Source organism: Actinomycetaceae bacterium MB13-C1-2 (genome assembly GCA_035621235.1).
Taxonomy (GTDB): domain Bacteria; phylum Actinomycetota; class Actinomycetes; order Actinomycetales; family Actinomycetaceae; genus Scrofimicrobium.
The window spans coordinates 1,214,601-1,234,670 of sequence record CP141731.1 but is presented as its reverse complement, the minus strand read 5'-3'; the positions used below and the strand labels follow the sequence as shown (position 1 = coordinate 1,234,670).

The following is a 20,070-nucleotide window of genomic DNA, read 5'->3' as shown; positions in this document are numbered from 1 at the left end:
TACTTGTTCCTCACTTCGCAGCGGCCAGTTCCGCGGCGACCGCGGCGGCTTCATCCATCGTCTCGACCATAGTGATCAGCGGGTTTGCTGCATCCTGCAGAATCTTTCGCCCCTCTTGCACCCGGTTACCGTCCAAACGAACCACTATCGGCTTATTCGCACTGTCGCCAAGAATTCTCAGCGCATCAACCACGCCCTGTGCCACCTGATCGCACGCGGTTATTCCTCCGAAGACATTAACAAAGCATGACTTGACCTGGTCGTCGCCAAGAATGACATCCAACCCCTTTGCCATAATCTCTGCTGAGGCACCTCCGCCTATGTCCAAGAAGTTCGCAGGCTTCACGCCAAGTGGACCACCTGCCCGCGCGACGACATCAAGCGTTGACATCACCAGCCCGGCACCATTTCCAATGATTCCAACCTCGCCCTCTAGACGAACGTAGTTCAGCCCCGCCTGCTGCGCCTTCACCTCACGCTCATCACCACTTCTATGGTCAGCAAGTCCGGCGTGATCAGGATGACGGAAGGCGGCATTGTCATCGAGAGTGATCTTGCCGTCCAGGGCGATAATTCGCCCGTCTTCAGTTCGGACCAGCGGATTTACCTCGACGAGGGTAGCATCCTGCAACTTGTAGACCCCCCAAAGGGACACAAGGACTGGCACGATCGGCGCTGCTTCGTCGTCGCTAAAACCCGCCTTCTTCAGGATCTCACGAGCGACCGAGTCATCGATACCGACCTCTGGATCCAAGGCAACCCTGGCGAGCGCGTCTGGCCGCTCCTTTGCAAGGGTTTCGATGTCCATGCCGCCCTCTTTTGAGCAGAGCGCGATGTTCTGTCGGTTTGCGCGATCCAGAAGGATCGAGAAGTAATACTCCTCCGCGATATCAGCTCCGGGGACCACAAGAACCGAGTAGGTCTTATGTCCCCTAATATCCATTCCGAGGATGTTCTTCGCGTACTCCTCAGTTTGGTCGGCATTCCAGGCTAGTTTTACCCCGCCAGCCTTACCGCGGCCGCCAATCTTGACCTGCGCCTTTACGACCACGGGATATTCGCCCAGCTCTTCTGCGGCCGCTCGCGCTTCTTCAGGTGTAGTTGCGACTATGCCCTGGATGATCGGCACCCCGCCGGCATCAAATAGGTCTTTAGCCTGGTATTCGTATAGGTCCACTCCGTTGTTCCCTTCTGTCCAGGTTCGACTTTTCGATTATGCCGCGAATCGCCGAGAAAAGAGACTCGGTCGGCGATTCCGGGCAGCCGCTATATCTTCGTCACCGGTGCCATTCGTAGCAGAAGACGCTTTGTCACGCCGGTGAACTCGATATTTGCAACCTTTGAGCGGCCACTTCCTTCAGTTCCGACAACAACGCCCTCGCCGAGGGTGGCGTGATTCACGCGATCCCCGACTCCTAAACTGAGACGTGGATCGTCCGCAGACTCACCGCCCGCAGCAAGCGAGCGGGGTCCTCCACCCGACTGAGTTGATCGACGAGTCGGGCGCTGAATATCTCGACGAATCAGCGGGCGGGTACCTGACCGACCGTTGGACCCCGACCCGAACGCCGGAGCCCCGTCATCACTCCCGTAGCCAGTCCACTCGGAATCCGCAAACAGGGAACGGCTTGTCTCGCGTCCCGACCACAGCTTCTCGCGGGTGCTCTGTCCTCGCACCTCAACGATTTCTGCGGGCAGGTCGTCCAGGAATCGAGATGGAGGGAAGTCCTCGGGCGCACCCCAGGCGCTACGTGAGGCAGCCCGAGTGAGATATAGGCGCTTACGAGCTCTGGTCAGCGCCACATATGCCAAGCGTCGCTCTTCAGCTAGCTCAGATTCAGACTCCATCGACCGTTTGTGAGGAAAGGTGCCATCTTCCATTCCAGTGACGAACACGTACGGAAACTCAAGTCCCTTCGCGGTGTGAACTGTCATCAAGGTGACCTGACCGCCCCGATCAGACTCATCCGGGATCTGGTCAGCGTCTGCGACCAGTGAGATGCGTTCGAGGAATCCCATGAGTGGTGTCTGTGGTGAACCAGGATCTGAGACTGAGGGAACTCCGGTGATTCCACCACTGATCGGCTCCGATGGACCTGCAGCCGGAGAGGAACTCGCCGTGGTACCAGTCTCTGCCGTCGCGCTCAGCGCTGCGGTATCCCATTCCTTTTGGAAGTCCTCCGCGACCGAAACCAACTCTGCCAGGTTGTCAACGCGGGAGGCGTCCTGCGGGTCTAGCGAAGCCTTCAGCTGATCAACGTATCCGGTCTTGGTAAGAAGGTCGTCCAACACCTTCGCCGGACTCTCTCCCTCTAGGTCGCGAGTTCGCGCCTCGGCCAACAGAGTCCAGAACTTCGCTGCTTCCGCGCGAGCCTTCACAGCCAGTCCATCGATCGGGCGCTCAGAACTATCGAGAGTGTCAGCCAGAGCCGCCCCAAAGGAAAGACCATATCGCTCCGCATGAGCCGCGATCGTCGCCTGCGCTTTGTCTCCGATGCCTCTACGAGGAGTATTGAGCACTCTACGAATCGCCACAACGTCATCGGGATTGACCACTGCTTGAAGGTAGGCAAGAGCATCCTTGACTTCTGCGCGCTCGTAAAAGCGGGTCCCCCCGACAATTCGGTATGGGATACCGGCGCGGATTAGGCGATCCTCAATGGCTCTGGACTGTGCATTGGTGCGGTAGAAGATCGCTATCTCACCCCAGTCGACACCGGACATCGAGAGATTGTCGAGTTCAGCAACAATCAGCCGCGCCTCATCGTGCTCGCTGTCCCCGACCTCAAGGACGATCTTGTCACCGCTTCCCTCCGCGGTCCAAAGATTCTTTGGTCGACGCCCGCGGTTCTTAGAGATCACGGAGTTTGCTGCGTCTAGGATCGACTGCGTTGAGCGGTAGTTTTGCTCAAGAAAAACAGTCTTGGCGTTCTTGTAGTCCTGTTCGAACTCTTCAATGTTGCGAATTGAAGCACCACGGAAGGCGTAGATCGACTGGTCAGAGTCGCCAACGACGGTCAGTTCACCCGGGGCAACCCCGTCTGAGCCATCCCCAACCAACTCACGCACCAGAACATACTGGGCATGGTTTGTGTCCTGGTACTCATCAACCAGAATATGACGAAATCGGCGATGGAAGCCCTCAGCAATCGCCGGATGCGTCTGTAGCACCCTGACCGTCTTCATAATGAGATCGTCAAAATCAACGGCGTTGGCGTTTCGCAATCGCTTCTGATATTCGATGTAGGCCTTAGAGACCAGTTCGGAGACAGGGTCGCTCGGCGCGGTCTTTGCATAGTCTGCAGGACCAACTAGCTCATTCTTAAGGTCAGAGATTCGTCCCCCCACGAAACGCGGCGTGAACCGCTTGACATCCACATCCAGGTCACGCAACACCATCTGGATCAGACGCAACGAATCCTGCTGGTCATAGATGCTAAAAGTGGACTTGAGACCCGCTGCGTCATGGTGCTCGCGCAACATCCGAACGCAGGCTGAGTGAAAGGTCGAAACCCAGATACGTCGTGCGTCCGGGCCAATCAGTTTCTGGACCCTCTCTCGCATCTCGGCAGCGGCCTTGTTCGTGAAAGTGATGGCCAGAATCTCTCCCGGGTTCGCCCGCCCAGTCTCAAGTAGATAAGCGATTCGATGAGTCAAAACCCTGGTCTTACCGGATCCAGCACCGGCCATTATGAGCAGCGGAGCGCCCTGATGAATAACGGCTTCCTTCTGCTGTGGGTTCAATCCTTCGGTGATTTTCTGGGTGCCAAAGGAGCCAGAAACCGGTGAGGGTATCCCAAAGTCAAAGTCCCCCAAAAGGGACTGCCCACGGCTGTCAACATTTGTCACGCTATAAGTCGCCCGTCCTAAGTCGCCTGTTTACCCAGTCTCGCTGACTTACCGGCAGCACCGACTGCAATACTTCCTGGTGTCTCTCGCCCCAAACTCGTTCCCTATTTTGCGCACCGTGTCAACATCTCACGGCGGCGCACTCGCTCAACCTACCCGGCAATTCTTCGTTCGCTTGCCTCGCGGCGCACCGACTCACCGCTCGATCTAGGAAATAAATTCCGGGCGTAAGACACTAGATCTTCCTGCCGTAGCGAGCCAACTCTTCCTCAACAATCGAGGGATCGAGCTTCTGAAATACCGGTACGGGCTTGGCAATACGAGTGCCGATAACTACGTCGTGACGCTCCCAGCTCGGAACATCACTGTAATCGCCTGTGATCACCGGATACCCCTTAGTGATCGGGGCGGTCTGTTGCTCCGGTGCCACGTTCACCTCGTCGCCTTCTTCAGCGCCGATCTCCGCGCTGTCAATCGTCTCTTCAACCCATTCCAAGTGCGGCATTGGCGCCACCTGACCTTTACCTCCCATAACCGCATGAACTGCGTTGGCGGAGTGCGGAAGGAACGGCGACAGCATCAGATTTAGGTCGCAGACACACTGCGCCAAGACCCAGAGGACAGTTCGCAGACGAGGCTCCTCGTCTTCACTCTTGAGCTTGAAGGGCTCCGTCTCGGTGACATATCGGTTGACCGACGCGACTATTCGCATGATCGCTCCGAGAGCCGCCTTTTGCTGATGAGCGCGAATCAGATCACCGGTGACACCAAATCCACCCTTGACCTCATCCAATATCTGCCTGTCAATCTCAGCAAGTTCCGCAGGCTCAGGAATTTCACCAAAACGCTTGTGAATCATGTTGGCCGTACGGTTGACCAGATTGCCCCACCCAGCAACCAGTTCATTGTTGGTTCGACGGAGGAATTCCTCCCACGTAAAGTCAGCGTCCGACGTCTCGGGCCCCGCAGCGCTGATGAAATAGCGAAGCGCATCAGGTTGGTAGCGTTCAAGCATGTCCCGCACATAAATGACGATGCCACGGGAGGTGGCAAACTTTTTGCCCTCCATGGTCAGAAACTCAGATGAAACAACCTCGGTAGGCAAATTCAGCCGGCCCATACTGCCGGGCTGTCCCCCCCGGTCACCCTCACCGTTGTACGCCAACAGTTCTGCCGGCCAGATCTGGGAGTGGAAAACAATGTTGTCCTTGCCCATGAAGTAGTGAGACTCTGCAGCCTCATCATTCCACCACTTCCTCCAGGCTTCGGGATCTCCGGAACGGATGGCCCACTCGATCGATGCTGAAAGATAACCCACCACGGCATCAAACCACACGTAGAGTCGCTTCGATGGCTGGTCTTCCCAACCCGGAACCGGAATCCCCCAGTCGATATCACGCGTCATAGCTCGCGGTCGCACATCCTCCATAAAGTTCATTGCGAACTTTATGACGTTCGGACGCCAACCGGCGGCTTCTCGACCCTGAAGCCATTCGGTTAGGGCTCCCGCCAGAGCGGGAAGATCCAGGTAGTAGTGAGTGGTTTCCACAAACTTAGGAGTCTCACCGTTAATGGTCGAGCGCGGATCAATCAGATCGGTAGGGTCAAGTTGGTTACCACAGGCGTCACACTGGTCTCCCCTGGCACCAGGAGTATTACAGATAGGGCAAGTTCCCTCGATGTAGCGGTCTGGCAGGGTACGTCCAGTCGACGGGGAGATGGCAGCAAGCGCCGTCTGCTGCAACATGTACCCGTTATCACGTACCACCTCAAACATTGCTCGGGTGACCCGGTGGTGGTTCGCAGTTGTCGTGCGGGTGAACAAGTCATACGACAGGCCCAGGTTGACCAGGTCCTCAGCAATCAACAGATTGTTACGGTCCGCAAGCTCGGCCGGAGTGATTCCCTGCCTGTCCGCCTCAACCAGGATCGGCGTACCGTGCTCATCAGTTCCAGAAACCATCAGGACGTCGTGCCCCGCCATTCTCATATGCCTAGCGAAGACATCAGAGGGGACGCCAAAACCGGCGACGTGACCGATGTGCCGGGGGCCGTTTGCGTACGGCCAAGCAACTGCAGCAAGGATATGACTCATGGCTTCTAGCCTACTGGCCCGCTCCGACATCTCGGGCGTTAGGTACCCATTGTGGCTCGTTAGCCACTAGGCTAGGCGGGGAATCACGACCGTTAGTGTGCTGAAGAGCACGAGGAGGCGCCGATGGCTCGGGCTCTAATAATCGTTGACGTACAACCCACATTCACCGAGGGCGGAGCCCTGGGAGTCGAGGGAGGAAACACTCTGGCCCGCCGAATCGCCGACTACGCGATTCGTAATGACGAAAAGTATGACCTGATCGTTACAACCCAGGACTGGCACGTTGACCCTGGGGAGCACTTCTCAGACAACCCCGACTATGTTGATACCTGGCCACCCCACGGAATCGCTGGCACAGAGGAGGCCGAACTTCACCCGGCCCTCGGTCCGATCCGGGTTGACTACTGCGTCAAGAAGGGCGAGTACGAGGCAGCCTACTCTGGGTTCGAAGGCGTTTGCCCAGATGGTACAACCCTGGCGGACATTCTTTCAGACGAGGGCGTTGATGAGGTCGATATTGTCGGCATCGCCCTATCGCACTGTGTCAAGCAGACAGCCCTCGACGCCGCCAAGATTCGGGGACTCCACCAGATTCGGGTACTCACCGATCTGACCGTTCCGGTATCCGCCGACCAGGGCGAGGCAGCGCTGGAGCAAATGGGAAAGACCAGGATCCAACTGGTCCACTCCTAAGATGGGTTTCCAATCACGTAGGGGCATTTTCAGGCCCAGTTTACGGAGTGTCTAGCCCCGATGTGATTGGAGATTCGAAGGCGGCCAGCGAGCCGGCTGGTCCACCCGTCTGGAGTTCGAGAGCCGCCTTCATCAGCTGGTTCTTCCTAGCGCCGTACTGTTCGGCAACTTGAGCGGCGGCATCCTTAAGTCGCATTCCCTCAGCCTCAGCCAGATCAAGCACCACCTGGGCCAGGTCTTCACTCTCCGCTTCCTTCGCCGCGCGTAGCTCCCCCTCGGGCATACCTCCAACGACTAGAGTGACCTCCCCTAATACCTCATTCTCAACGCAGTACGAGGCCAATTCGGAAAGACTCCCCCGCCGAACCTCCTCGTACGTCTTTGTCAGTTCGCGGCACAGCGCCGCAGGACGGTCTCCTCCAAACCGCTCGGCAAGCGCTCCCAGAGTGACACCGGTGCGTCGCGGCGACTCAAAGAGGACGATGGTACGAGGCTCAGTAGCCAACTGCGCGATCCGACGGTTCTGCTCAGACTTCTTGCGCGGAAGAAAACCCTCGAACACGAACCTGTCTGTCGGCAACCCTGAAACGCTGAGCGCAGCAAGTGCGGCGCTTGGACCGGGCAGTGGAACGGCACGTACTCCGGCCCTGGCGGCCGCCTGGACCAGATGGAATCCGGGGTCAGAAACTGTGGGGGTGCCTGCATCGGAGACCACTAGAACGGTCGCTCCAGCCGCGGCCCGTTCGACCAACCAGGCCGCCTTGTCTCCCTCGTTGTGGTCATGAAGGGCTAGGACACGAGCCGTCGGTGACAGTCCCAACCGTGAGCAGAGTCCTCGGAAGCGTCTCGTATCTTCAGCAGCAACAATGTCCGCGTCAAGAATCGCGAGACGTAAGCGTTCACTCGCGTCGCCGGGGTTCCCAATCGGGGTAGCGGCAAGGAGGATTACGCCTCCCGGGTAGGTCTCTTGCAGAGAATCACGATCTTCGCTCATAACGCCACTTTATGCCGTCAACCCATCCTCATTTCCGGGTTACCAATCAGATCGGGGAGTTTTCAGCCCGAATTGACGGCGTGTCGTACCCCTATGTGATTGGAAAACCAGAGAGAAGAGAAGGGAGTAGTTACAGAAAAGCCCTGTAACGCCACTCATGGCGCTGCAGGGCTTTTCTTGCGATGTATTTTTAAGCTACTTAGAACCTAACGACGGCTCCGGGGCCACCCTGGTAATAGGCGCTCCAGACGACGGTGTTAGATCCATTCCATCCGCCGTGAACCGCCTGGCCGCCACCGATGTAAACGGCAACGTGCTGGCCCGGCCAAATCAGGATGTCGCCAACGGCCATCTCGCCGTAGACCTGAGTACCGCCAAGTGCTACATACTCCCAGACGCTAGTTCCCTGATCGCCCGCAGGAACACCAATGGCTCGCAGCGCACGTTCGACCACTGCAGTGCAGTCCTGGAACTCGCCGACCTGTGCCAGGGCAGCTGCGGCGATGCCCGCACCACCGGCGCCAGCCGGAATATCGACGGAAGGGGTTTGTTCAACGACAGTGGCTGTCTCAGAAGACCTGTTATCACTACGGTTCGCGACCTGAGTGGTTTCCTCGACCTGTGGGGCTTCTGGTTCGACAACCGGGGCAGGCTCTTCTGCCTTAACACTTACGGTGTCACCGGAATCCCAATCCATATCCAGGGAGACAAGTGTCGCGGTGTCGGTTGACTCAAGGTTAGAAACAAAATCGCCACTCGGAGCCTGCGGAAGAACCGTTGGCGCGGTGGCGGCTGCGGTGGAAGCAACGACTGCGGTGAGTGCGACACCGGTAGCAGAAGCAACAGCGACGCTACGTTTGCCGAGGCTACCGAAGGTGCCCGTAATAGGGGTGATTGCTTTTTCGCTACCACGGTGACGCGGAGCAAGTTTTGCTGTCACTAAATATTTCTCCTGCTATCTGCCTACGAAGTTAGCTGTCGGGTTAGGGCCGGAGCGCCCCGTCCAAATGGACTTAACCCCTAGATCACCCGATCCGAAGACCCGGGACCAGAGATGGTTCCCCCGCTCTGCACTAGATTATTCGCCACCCTGAGATGTGCAGATTCGGCATTCCCGAGGAGCGGATCTGAGGACTTGATTCCTCAAACCAAATGAAACACTACCGGGGAACCACCGGATTGTCACGACACGATAACGATAAATCCCTCACGCGTGTCCGGACTCGGGGGTGCGAGTACCCGTTAGGGAGTCTTTAGTCCCAAGTTCCAAAACTCAAAACAGGCGCGACATACCCTAACAAAACCCCAGATTCCAACGAAAAGAAGCGCTGGAACCCACACAACATGACCGGGCCGAACTGAACCAAACCCCGGGCCGAGACAAACCAGACGGGGCGGGACTCCTTTTAGAACGACGCCGAGCATTCGGGCAACACGCGCTCCAAATAAGTCACGCACATCCAACGAAAAGACGCGCTAAAGGCTTTCGATAAAAAGGTGGGGGGCAAGATGGACAGACAGGACCACTCCGGCTCCCTCGCCCGAACCCGACTCATCGGCGTCAATGACCCGTAGTTCCAGTCTTTCGCCGTCCTGGCGTAGCTCAACCGGAGTGCCCGCGCCGATGCCCGCCTCGGCCATAAGTGCCAGCAGCACGCGATCTGCCTGGATCGGCTCACCAATGCGCGTAATACGACCGGAACTCTTCGATCCGTGCGCCAATGCTTGCTCGGCACTGATCTCTCCGACGTTCGCGCTACGAACCGACCGGGTGCCCTCATCGAGCTTGGCGGAGGGAATCGGATTCCCATACGGATCCTTGTCAGGATTGTCGAGAAGCGTGTTAAGTCTCTGTTCGACGTCATAGGACATGACGTGTTCCCAGCGGCATGCCTCCTCGTGCGCGGCTGACCAGTCCATTCCGATAACCGAAATCAAAAGGCACTCGGCCAACCGGTGCTTCCTCATAACCTCGCTGGCAAGCAAAAACCCCTGCTCTGTCAGCTCCAGACGACGATCATCACGCACAGTAACAAGGCCGTCACGCTCCATGCGGGCTACGGTTTGGGAAACTGTTGGCCCTGAGTGACCGAGCCTCTCGACGATGCGGGCGCGCATCGGAACTACCCCGTCCTCTTCCATCTCATAGATGGTTTTGAGGTATATCTCGGTGGTGTCAATCAGATCAACAGGACCCACTGGACCGTCCTCCCTCGTTCTGCCCACAGGCCGCCCCATTTGGGGCGCTCACATTTACGATACCGGCGCGTTCCAGGCAGTGGGTGTCCCTGCAGGAAGTCCCACAACAATCTACGGTTATCGCGTGAACAAAATCTATCCTCCCAGTCCCCAGATGCTTCCATCGGACGGCCGTTTTGGCGCGGGTCCATCGCGAATTCGCCAGGAGCAGGTCGACGCCCTCTACGCGGCGACGGAGCTTGGGACATCCCATCGAAAACCCGCAGTGAAGTCCCGAGTGCACAGTATTCGGGAAGGTCTTTCCGAGCTGTTTACGCTACCTTCCGGTTACGAAATCGCGATTGGGAACGGCGGTGCCACTGCATTCTGGTCAGTGGCCGCCGCTTCCCTGGTCCGCGAGCGCGCCAAGTGTGCCGTCTTTGGGGAGTTTGGGAAAAAATGCGCCTCCGACTGGGCCGCCGCACCCTGGCTTCAGGTGGTGGTGAACGAGGCCCCACCCGGAGAGCTATCCGCGGTGCGTGATGACATTGCCCAGGCAGATGTCTATGCCTACCCACAAAATGAGACCTCGACCGGGGTTGCTTCCGGGCTGTACCGGGGCGCTCCGGGCGACGCGCTGACCGTCGTTGACGCCACTTCAATCGCCGGTGCCTCCACCGTCGACTGGGATCTGGTCGATACCTATTATTTCTCTCCCCAAAAGTGCCTGGGGTCCGAGGGAGGGCTGTGGCTCTCGATCCTCTCTCCGGCCGCCGCCCAGCGTGCTGAGGAGCTCAGCGCAAACAAGGCTGGGCGTTTCATGCCCTCGTTCCTCAACCTAGCGAGCGCACTGAAGCAGTCGCGGCTAGATCAGACACTCAACACCCCCGCTATCGCCACCCTGATTCTCCTCGACGAACAAATCAAGTGGCTGCTCGACCAGGGTGGCCTCGCCGCTGCACAAGACAAAGCTGCCGCGGGCGCCAAGCTGATCGCGGACTGGGCGGAAAAGCGCCCATGGGCACAGATGTTTGTCAAGGACCCCGAGGAACGCTCAATCGTTACCTCGACGGTTGATCTCGCGCCGGAGGTCCCGGCCGCAGAGGTGGCATCTGTGCTTCGTGAAGTAGGAATTCTGGATATCGAAGGCTACCGCGGACTGGGAAGAAACCAGCTTCGCATTGCCTCGTTCCCATCCGTGGAAACAGCAGACATCGGGGCGCTGCTTGAGTGCATCGACTGGGTTGCGGGCCAGATGGTGGGTGACTGAACTACTTGAGTTCTGCTTCCTCGTCCGTAATCTGTTCCTCCAGGTCGAGCGAAGCCTGTGCCTCGATCTGCGAGTCGTCCATCAGTTCCTCGTACCCCGCACGCACCGGAGAGATCGGAACGTTGAGTCGGATCTTGTGGGTAACATCGTCGATCTGCAGACGAATCTTCCAGTGGAAGTAGCCAAACAGGGCCACGCCGATCGCGACTGCCATTGAGGCAAGTCCACCAACAGCCATTGACCAGCGCGCACCGAACTGCTCGGCAACCCAGCCAATCAGCGGTGAGCCGATGGGAGTGACGCCCATGAAGATCATTGAGTACAAGGCCATGACCCGTCCACGGAAGCTGGGGGCAGTTGTGATTTGGACTGCCGCATTGGCGCTGGCAATCAGGATCTGTTGCGACATTCCTACCGGCACAGAAATGATCAGGAACCAGATGTAAGTCGGAGCCAGAGCGAGTAGCGTCAGGAGCATACCGAAGAACAGGGCGGCAGCCACAATCATTCGCAACCTCGGCTTGTTAAGCCTGGCAACGCCCAAAGACCCCGCCACGGCACCCACGGCCAGCGTTGTACTCATTAGCCCGAAGCCGCCGGCAGGCAGACCGTATACTTCCGTCGCCATCATTGCCGAGGTGACCTGGAAGTTAAGACCGAGAAGGGACACCACACCGACGATAACCAGGATGAGGATGATGTCGCGTCTTCCGCGAACGTAGTGGACGGCTTGACGAACCTGCCCCTTTTGTCGAGGAACAGGCTTGGACTTTATGAGTTCTTTCTCCCTCATGAACAACACGGTGAAGACGGGGCCGAGGAAGAGCGCGGCGTTGACGATGAAGACCCAGCCGATGCCGACCCAGTCAATCACGAAACCGGAGATCGCCGGTCCGAGCAGCCGGGCCAGGTTGAACGAGGTTGAGTTCAACGCAACTGCGTTTGGCAGTATCCGCGTGGGGACAAGCTCAGAAACGAACGCCTGGCGGACAGGGTTCTCCATCGCTGAGATGATGCCGCCAGCCGTTGCAAAGATGTAGACCATCCAAAGCTGGACGGTATCGGTCAACACCAAGATGCCCATTCCCAGACCCAACAGGGCCGTGAGAATTTGGGTGACCTGGATGATCAGCCGTTTGTCGAACCTATCCGCGAAAACGCCGGCGGTCGGAGAAAGAAAAAGAATGGGAGCGAACTGCAGCGCGGTGATAATACCGAGTTGCAGTCCGCTCCCTCCGGACAAATGAGTCAGAACCAGCCAGTCTTGAGCAATGCGTTGCATCCAGGTTCCGGACGCGGCGAGTAGGTTCCCCACGAACCAGAGTCTGTAGTTGTAATACTGAAAAGACTGAAAAGTTTTTGACACTGACTACTAGGCCTCCAAGTGGATACTAACCACCAATCGCTGACTGGATCGGACCCAGGGCAAAGTAAACGACAAACAGCGCGGACACGACCCACATGAGCGGGTGGACCTTACTAGCTTTGCCACGGGCCGCTTGAATAACAGTGTAGAACACGAAGCCAGCGCCGATCCCGGCAGTGATCGAGTAGCCAAACGGCATCAGAGCGATAGTGAGGAACGCAGGAATCGCGATCTCTGCGTTGGTCCAATCGATTTCTGTGACCTGAGTCATCATCAGGAAGCCCACAAAAACCAGAGCGGTTGAGGCCGCTTCAGAGGGCACCAGAGTCACCAGTGGAGCGAGGAAAATAGACAGCAGGAAGAACGCTCCGGTGAACACTGAGGCCAGACCGGATCGTGCCCCCTCACCGACGCCCGCCGAAGATTCAACGTAGGCCGTGTTCGAGGAGACACCGCCAAGACCACCAGCGATTGCACCGAGGGAGTCGACGATGAGGATCTTGTCCGCACCGTAGGGAGTTCCCTCTTCGTCAAGCAGGTCCCCCTCGGAACCGACGGCGACCATGGTACCCATGGTGTCGAAGAAGTCCGCGAGCATCAGCGAGAAGATCAGTAGGAGTGCTGGCAACCAGCCGAGCTTCTGGAAAGCCCCGAAGAAGTCGATTGCGCCCAGGGTTGAGAAGTCGGGAGTTTGAATCAGCGAACCCGAGATCTCAGGCACCGATGAGGCCCAACCACCGGGGACTTCATCGCTTACAGCCGGGATCCTAGCGATCATCTGAACGATGAAGGCAAGAACGGTCGCCGAGGCGATACCAATCAGAATCGCGCCCTTTACCTTGCGAGTGTAAAGAATAACGATCAAGACCAGGCCGAGGACAAAGATTAGAGCCGGCCAGCCAACGAGCGAGCCATCGACGCCGATCTGTACGGGCGTCCCGCCGGGTCGGACGATGCCTGCATTGATCAAACCAACAAATGCGATGAACAGTCCGATGCCAACCGAGATTGCGGAACGAAGCTGCTGCGGGACGGCGCGGAACACGGCTTGACGGAACCCGGTAAGAACCAGGATCAGAATTAGGATGCCCTCCCAGAACACGAGGCCCATTGCCTCCTGGTAGGTCAGTCCGAGTCCCAGGCCAAGGCTGAACGCCACGATGGCGTTGAGTCCCATGCCGGAGGCCATCGCGATCGGGAAGTTCGCGAAAACTCCCATCGCGATTGTAAGAAGTCCCGCGACCAGGGCCGTTCCAGCGGCGATCGCCTGCGGGGTGACTCCACTATCGGGAATCGCGGAGAGAATGACGGGATTAAGGATAAGGATGTAGGCCATCGTGATGAACGTAACCAGTCCACCTCGAAGTTCTTGGCCTACGGTAGTGTGGCGCTCGGTCAGCTTGAAGAAGCTGTCCAGACCACTTCGCTCAGGGGATTTCGATTCTCGTGATTGCGTTGAGGTGCTCACAAGCACAGTTTCGCCAAATCGTTCGAGGATTAGTCGAAGCTCCCACCAAGCGGGCAGCTCACTTGGGCTCTGGTAAAATAAGTTCCCAACACCCGCCACTAATCAGTGACGAGGACGGGTTACGAAGCTACTATCTCGGGGCGGTAAATCTGCGGTTGTTCCCGTAATTAGAACGTTTCCCTCACAGGCGGCCCTAGTCCTCGATTTCGATGTACTCAACTGATGAGTCGTTGATACGCGAGGGAACAACCGGCCACTGCGGACGATACCTCGGTTGATCTGTTTCACTATGTGCGCCGCAGGTGTGATCAAGACTAACAACGGAGCCGTCATCAGGAGACCAGCCGTTGGCGCAGGCCCCAAATAGCGTGCCCATCGAACCGGATAGCTTCAGCAAGAAACCGCAGTTGGCGCACATTGCCTTCGCCTTGGTGCCAGGAACCGGCCCGCTCGGAGAGTTGTACCACCGTTCGGCCGCCTGATCCAGGCCCTCCTGCGAGAGAACCCGCTTCCTGCCGTAACCAATCTGGTCGATGGCTCGTAAGTCCGCTCCCTCCTCTTCGGTCTGCTCGAAACCAGCCCGAAGACGAGGGTCATTGGCCTCGTAAGGCAAAATGTCAGTTCGGGAGACATCGGAAGGCTCAAGTCGGTCACTCCATGGAACCCACTTGGGTGCCAGTAGCGCGCCGGGGCCGGGCATTAACTCGACCTCGCAGACCGTCGCCTTCTTGGACCTGGGCGCCCTGGCAAGCGAGACCTCCCAGACCCACCCTGGATATCCGGGATTTAGCGTGGCAAAACGGTGCACCGCCAGACGCTCACCAATCATGATGGCGCCCAGATGTTCACCAACCATGCGAGCACGAGCGGTTTCCTCCGCCGCCTGCAGGGCCAGATCTACCGCCGACAGCAACACCTCGTCCCGCCGCCAGGCACGTTGGGCGCTATGACCCTCACCCGCCCCAGTCCTGTCGTCTATTCCGACCTTAGGCACCAAAATCATCCGCCACGGCGCGTAGCACCTTCGCAATCTGTTTCGAGTTTTCCGGATATCGTCCGCGTCGCAGAGAGTCCGATGATGCATCGAGGAGTTTAATCAGATCCTCGACCACCATGACCATGTCCTGTGGTTTACGGCGATGCGCCTTTTGGGCCGACGCCGAATCGTCGAGGAAACGCACGGAGATCGCCTGGGGACCTCTGCGTCCCTCAGCCACGCCGTATTCAACGCGGGTTCCCGGACGAGGGCTCGGCACGTCAGCCGGTAACAGGGACGCGTGTAGGTATACCCGCGTTCCATCTTCACCGTTAATGAACCCGAACTCTTTTTCGGGATCAAAGAACTTGATTCGCCCGATAGGCACGTCTCTCACCCTTTTCAGTGGTCACAAAATACTTGAGTCCCACAATGATACTTTCCCAACGCCACGGATCACACTCTGGTATCCCTAGAGCGAAAGATATGGCGCAACTGCAGGTTACGTGCGTTACTTAATAACGGATAGTGTGACGACGCATACAGGTCTGCCGAGCGTCGGCTCAAATAGTGAGGGAATGACAGGTTTGAACAGTTCAAGCAAACGAACGTCCATCGGCAGATTTGCGGCCGCGTGTGCGCTTACTCTGATCGCTTCGGTACCGGTTTCGACAGTTGCCGTTGCATCGCCACTTCCCCAAACCGGGCCGGTGACTATCAATGACTACGTTACTGATCCCGACGGCTTCCTGGACTCGGAGCAAGTGGGAGAAATTCGCGACGCAGCAATGGCCGCGCGCTCAAGCGGCCTCTCCCCTTACTTTGTAATCGTGCCCGACTTCTCTGGCAACGACCCAACCGACTGGTGCATTGCCTCCGCCAACCGTTCCTCGATGTCGTCTGAAGCGGTGGTGTTCGCCCTCGCCTATCAAGAACGAGATACGGGTTGGTGTACCTCACTGCCCGAAAACAATGGCATCATTACCGACGCTCAAATCGATGACATCTGGTATAGCTCCCTTGACGTGATTCGAGATTCGGACCCGCTTGAGGGGCAGGCAGCGACAGACGCAGCGGTGTATTTCGCAAATGAACTTGAGAGTGCGGCCGCCGGGGGCGGCAGCAGTTCGGGTTCCATCACTCCCACCACCTCCTCCAGTAGCGGAGGAGTCTCGATTTGGGTTCTGCTCGTCTTTTTCGTAGTGATTGCTCTCGTGATATGGGCGTTTACCCGACGGAGCAAGAAGAAGGCCGCCACAAGTACGTCAGCAACCCAAGCGATGAGCCTGGATGAGCAGGTAGCCACGGCCAAGCAACAACTGTTGTACTCGGACGAGGCGCTTCGCGATGCAGAAGACGACGTCCAGTTCGCGAAAGCTCAGTTCGGCGGGGCACGCACAGATCAGTTCGCCAATGCGGTTCAGGTTGCCCGCAAGGGAATCACTGACGCATTCACGCTCCTTCCGCGTCTTGATGACACGACATCTGACGCAGAGAAGGGTTCCATTGCCGCACAGATCATGCAGATAGTTGGGGCTGTCATGCCCCCGGTCAAGGCGGCCCAGGATCAGCTTCAGGCGGATCGAGATAAAGAGGTGCAGGCGGAGAGCCGTCTACCTGATCTTCGAGCAAGGGTCGCTGAAGCCCGGGCGGATGTTCCAAGGGAACAGCAACGACTTCAGGACCTCGCGGTGCGCTTCACACCGATCCAACTACAGTCTTTACAAAACAAGCCTCAGCAAGCAGCAGCCTTCCTCGACACTGCAGAACGATATCTGAGCGACGCCCAGTCGCAACTCTTGACCAACCGCGCTTCGGCAGTGCAGAGTCTGGACAGCGCGGCGAACCAACTGTCGCTGGCTCTCAGCGCACTCGAAAACATCAAGACTGCCGAGCGGACAATTGGCGAGTCTGACAGAGTCCTCGGTGCGGCCATCGCCTCTATCACCCAGGACCTTAGCGACGTGACGCGACTGGCCAGCAATCAGGTAGCGTTCGCTCCTCTGGTGAGCGACGCAAACGCCGCAGTAGCCGAAGGCCAGGCCGCCCGTCAGGGCAACGCTGATCCGCTAGGAGCTCTCGATCATCTACGCCAAGCAGAGGATGCGCTCGATCAGGCGCTTGCACCGCTACGTTCGGCAGCGGACCAAAACTCGAGGCTCGCATCGCAGGCCAAAGAGAGGTACGCCGCGGCCGAAGCGCTGGTCCGACAAGCACAGTCCATGTCTCAGACCTCCCGCGGAAACATGTCGCTGAACGCGCGTTCTGCGGTGTCAAACGCGATGGCCCAGCTTGAGCAGGCGCGCATAACCCTGGACTCTAGTCCGCAGCAATCGATCAACAGCTCGACCCAGGCCGAACAGTGGGCGCGAAACGCCCTGGCAGAAATGCAGGCCACACCGACATACCAGCCTAACTATCAAAGCGGGGGTTCCAACTCGATGCTCTGGGGAATGCTGCTTGGCCAGATGATGGGCGGTAGCGGACGGGGGCACAGCGGCGGATACCGCACAGGCGGATTCGGTGGAGGAGGATACCGTAGTTCCGGCGGATTCGGTGGTTCCGGCGGGTTCCGAGGTTCGGGAGGTAGCTCCGGCGGATTCCGCGGTGGCGGAGGCGGCGGTGGATTCCGTGGTGGCGGTGGCGGTCGCTCCGGCAAGTTCTAGAGGACAATCACAGTCACGATTAGCAGGCAGACACAATAGGAAACTCGATCGGTCAGGCCACCATCCGGTGGGCGACCAACCAGAAGAGAAGGAAGACAAATGGCACAGAAACAGTCAATCTTTGGTCGCATCCAGCAGTTGCTCAAGGCAAACATCAATTCCCTGATCGACTCAGCGGAAGATCCACAGAAAATGATCGACCAGCTGATTCGCGATTACACTAACGAAATTGCGGATGCAGAACAGGCTGTGGCTCAGACCATCGGCAACCTGCGTCTTGCAGAGCAGGACTACAACTCGGATGTCTCTGCGGCTAAGGACTGGGGCTCGAAGGCGGCCGCTGCCTCTGCTAAGGCTGATCAGAGCCGCGCTGCGGGCGACGACGCCGAAGGTGATCGTTGGGATGGCCTGGCGAAGCACGCGCTTGCAAAGCAGATCCAGTTTGAGCAGCAGATCGCCGAATCAGAGCCGATGATCAAGGCACAAACCGAGACGGTCGAGAAGCTAAAAGCCGGGCTGGCAGAAATGAAGTCTCGTCTTTCTGACCTAAAGATCCGCCGTGACCAACTGGTCGCCCGTGACAAGTCAGCTAAAGCACAGACCAAGGTCAATGAGGCAATGGGATCCATCAATGTCCTCGACCCCACTTCAGAGCTAGCGCGCTTCGAAGACAAGGTGCGTCGCAATGAGGCGCTTGCTCAGGGCCAGGCGGAGGTTGCTGCATCATCCATCGATTCCCAGTTCGAAGAGCTTGAAGCCGATGCCTCCCAGATCGAGATTGAGCAGCGTTTGGCAGCTCTGAAGAATAAGCAATAGCCCCAGGAACAGTTCCTAGGCACAAACACAAACGTCAGCAGAGGGGCTCAGAGATCTTGAGATCTCTGAGCCCCCTTGCTATGACGCTTTCGGCATCACGAGGAATGCCTGATGGCTACTTCACGTCGTCGTCAACCCAGTCGAGCGACTTCGTGATTGCCTTCTTCCACAGACGGTACTGACGGTCGACCTCAGCTTGATCCATGTTCGGCTTCCAGCGCTTCGCCTCCTGCCAGTTGGCAATCACGTCGGCCTCGCCGTCCCAGAACCCAACCGCGATACCTGCCGCGTATGCCGCACCAAGAGCGGTTGTCTCGGCCACCTTCGGAACAACGACATCAACGCCAAGGATGTCGGCCTGGAACTGCATTAGCGCGTTGTCCCTGACCATGCCTCCGTCGGCTCGAAGCTGTGTCAGCTTCTCACCTGAATCGGCGTCCATAGCATCCACGACATCCTTCGTCTGGAATGCCGTCGACTCAACAACCGCGCGAGCCAAGTGACCCTTAGTGTTGTACCTGGTCAAACCAACAATGGCACCACGTGCATCGTCACGCCAATACGGAGCGAACAGACCCGAGAACGCGGGAACGAAGTAAACTCCGCCGTTGTCCTCGACCGACCCGGCAAGTTCCTGGATGTCCTTCGACTCCTCAATCATGCCCAGGTTGTCGCGGAGCCACTGAACCAGTGAGCCGGCAACCGCGATCGAACCCTCAAGGGCGTAGACCGCTGGCTGGTCACCAATCTTGTAGCAGACCGTCGAAAGCAGACCGTTCTCTGAGAACACCAGCTCACCGGTGTTCATAATCAGGAAGCAGCCCGTGCCATAGGTGTTCTTCGCCATTCCCTTCTCGAAGCATGCCTGACCGAAGGTTGCCGCCTGCTGGTCGCCCAGGATGCCAGAGATTGGAATACCCGCAAGCAACCCCTGAGGACGTCCCTCGCCATAGATTTCGGACGAGGAGCAAATCTCGGGAAGCATCGACATGGGAATACCCATGTCCTTGCAGATTTCTGGATCCCACTGGAGGGTCTTGATATCCATCAGCATGGTGCGAGAGGCGTTCGTGACGTCAGTCTTGTGAACCCCGCCGTTCACACCACCCGTTAGGTTCCACAGCACCCAAGAGTCAGTGTTTCCGAACAGTAGGTCGCCCTTCTCTGCCTTCTCACGGGCTCCGTCAACGTTGTCAAGAATCCACTTGATCTTGGGACCAGAGAAGTAGGTCGCGAGCGGAAGTCCGACGCGCTTCTTGTACTTGTCCATCGCCTCAGCACTGTCGCCGCCCGCGAGTTCACGAATGATCTTCGAGGTGCGCACGTCCTGCCAAACGATGGCGTTGTATACCGGCTTACCGGTTGTCTTGTCCCAAACAACTGCGGTCTCACGCTGGTTGGTGATACCGACAGCAGCGAGATTGTCCTTGTTGATGTTTGCGGCCACCAATGCGTCTGCCACTACTTCACGGACCGTCTGCCAGATCTCTAGTGGATCATGCTCAACCCAGCCAGCATGGGGGAAAATCTGTTCGAACTCCTCCTGGCCTACACCGACGATCTCGCCGGAGTGGTTGAAGACGATCGCACGCGAGGACGTGGTGCCCTGGTCAATCGCAAGAACGAATTTCTCATCGGACATATATATCTGAACCTCTCACTTCTTTGTGTGTTAGTTGAAAAGTTGGGGGGCTCGGCC

The 20,070-nt window shown here is 57.8% G+C and carries 15 protein-coding genes and 1 riboswitch; of the genes, 4 read left to right on the top strand and 11 right to left on the bottom strand.

Features of this window, described 5'->3' with window-relative positions; all coding sequences use genetic code 11:
• Window positions 1-10: 10 nt before the first annotated feature.
• The 3 genes from sucC to metG all read right to left on the bottom strand — a co-directional run bounded on the left by sucC (window position 11) and on the right by metG (window position 5,944).
• Window positions 11-1,177 (bottom strand): ADP-forming succinate--CoA ligase subunit beta, encoded by a 1,167-nt coding sequence (sucC, locus tag U6G28_05450; GenBank protein WRS31127.1) that lies wholly within the window; start codon window positions 1,175-1,177, stop codon window positions 11-13.
• An 89-nt stretch (window positions 1,178-1,266) separates the two neighbouring features.
• Window positions 1,267-3,795: a UvrD-helicase domain-containing protein gene (locus U6G28_05445; GenBank protein WRS31201.1), complete on the bottom strand. Its 2,529-nt coding sequence runs from the start codon at window positions 3,793-3,795 to the stop codon at window positions 1,267-1,269.
• Between the two features lie 289 nt (window positions 3,796-4,084).
• The gene (metG, locus tag U6G28_05440) at window positions 4,085-5,944 is read right to left on the bottom strand and encodes a methionine--tRNA ligase (GenBank protein ID WRS31126.1); all 1,860 of its coding nucleotides are present in this window, start codon (window positions 5,942-5,944) and stop codon (window positions 4,085-4,087) included.
• A 123-nt stretch (window positions 5,945-6,067) separates the two neighbouring features.
• On the opposite strand from metG, the gene U6G28_05435 reads away from it, so the two are divergent.
• Window positions 6,068-6,637: an isochorismatase family protein gene (locus U6G28_05435; GenBank protein ID WRS31125.1), complete on the top strand. Its 570-nt coding sequence runs from the start codon at window positions 6,068-6,070 to the stop codon at window positions 6,635-6,637.
• Between the two features lie 40 nt (window positions 6,638-6,677).
• On the opposite strand, the gene rsmI is transcribed toward U6G28_05435, so the two are convergent.
• The 3 genes from rsmI to U6G28_05420 form a co-directional block, all read right to left on the bottom strand.
• Entirely contained in the window at window positions 6,678-7,631 is a 954-nt protein-coding gene (rsmI, locus tag U6G28_05430; GenBank protein ID WRS31124.1) for a 16S rRNA (cytidine(1402)-2'-O)-methyltransferase, read from the bottom strand.
• 199 nt (window positions 7,632-7,830) lie between these two features.
• Window positions 7,831-8,571, bottom strand: a complete 741-nt coding sequence (locus U6G28_05425) for a hypothetical protein (GenBank protein ID WRS31123.1) — start codon at window positions 8,569-8,571, stop codon at window positions 7,831-7,833.
• Window positions 8,572-8,575: 4 nt separating this feature from the next.
• A riboswitch (cyclic di-AMP (ydaO/yuaA leader) is annotated at window positions 8,576-8,752 on the bottom strand.
• A gap of 355 nt (window positions 8,753-9,107) precedes the next feature.
• Entirely contained in the window at window positions 9,108-9,830 is a 723-nt protein-coding gene (locus U6G28_05420) for a metal-dependent transcriptional regulator (protein ID WRS31122.1), read from the bottom strand.
• A gap of 124 nt (window positions 9,831-9,954) precedes the next feature.
• Here U6G28_05420 and U6G28_05415 point away from each other — a divergent pair, with 124 nt between their 5' ends.
• A complete protein-coding gene (locus U6G28_05415) occupies window positions 9,955-11,079 on the top strand; it encodes a phosphoserine transaminase (protein ID WRS31121.1) in 1,125 nt (374 codons plus the stop codon).
• Between the two features lies 1 nt (window position 11,080).
• Here the strand turns inward: U6G28_05415 and U6G28_05410 are convergent, their stop codons facing one another.
• The 4 genes from U6G28_05410 to U6G28_05395 form a co-directional block, all read right to left on the bottom strand.
• A complete protein-coding gene (locus tag U6G28_05410) occupies window positions 11,081-12,445 on the bottom strand; it encodes an MFS transporter (GenBank protein WRS31120.1) in 1,365 nt (454 codons plus the stop codon).
• Window positions 12,446-12,470: 25 nt separating this feature from the next.
• A complete protein-coding gene (locus U6G28_05405; GenBank protein ID WRS31119.1) occupies window positions 12,471-13,913 on the bottom strand; it encodes an NCS2 family permease in 1,443 nt (480 codons plus the stop codon).
• Between the two features lie 193 nt (window positions 13,914-14,106).
• Window positions 14,107-14,907 carry a DUF3027 domain-containing protein gene (locus U6G28_05400; GenBank protein WRS31118.1) on the bottom strand — a complete coding sequence of 267 codons (801 nt, stop codon included), beginning with the start codon at window positions 14,905-14,907 and terminating at the stop codon, window positions 14,107-14,109.
• Window positions 14,900-15,277, bottom strand: a complete 378-nt coding sequence (locus U6G28_05395; protein WRS31117.1) for a cold shock domain-containing protein — start codon at window positions 15,275-15,277, stop codon at window positions 14,900-14,902. Before U6G28_05395 ends, U6G28_05400 begins: the two co-directional genes overlap by 8 nt.
• Before the next feature lie 190 nt (window positions 15,278-15,467).
• Between U6G28_05395 and U6G28_05390 the strand changes: the two genes are divergently transcribed.
• Both U6G28_05390 and U6G28_05385 read left to right on the top strand, forming a co-directional pair.
• Entirely contained in the window at window positions 15,468-17,555 is a 2,088-nt protein-coding gene (locus U6G28_05390; GenBank protein ID WRS31116.1) for a hypothetical protein, read from the top strand.
• Between the two features lie 99 nt (window positions 17,556-17,654).
• Window positions 17,655-18,371 carry a PspA/IM30 family protein gene (locus U6G28_05385; GenBank protein ID WRS31115.1) on the top strand — a complete coding sequence of 239 codons (717 nt, stop codon included), beginning with the start codon at window positions 17,655-17,657 and terminating at the stop codon, window positions 18,369-18,371.
• 115 nt (window positions 18,372-18,486) lie between these two features.
• Here U6G28_05385 and glpK read toward each other — a convergent pair whose 3' ends face one another.
• The gene (gene glpK, locus U6G28_05380; GenBank protein ID WRS31114.1) at window positions 18,487-20,013 is read right to left on the bottom strand and encodes a glycerol kinase GlpK; all 1,527 of its coding nucleotides are present in this window, start codon (window positions 20,011-20,013) and stop codon (window positions 18,487-18,489) included.
• Window positions 20,014-20,070: the final 57 nt, after the last annotated feature.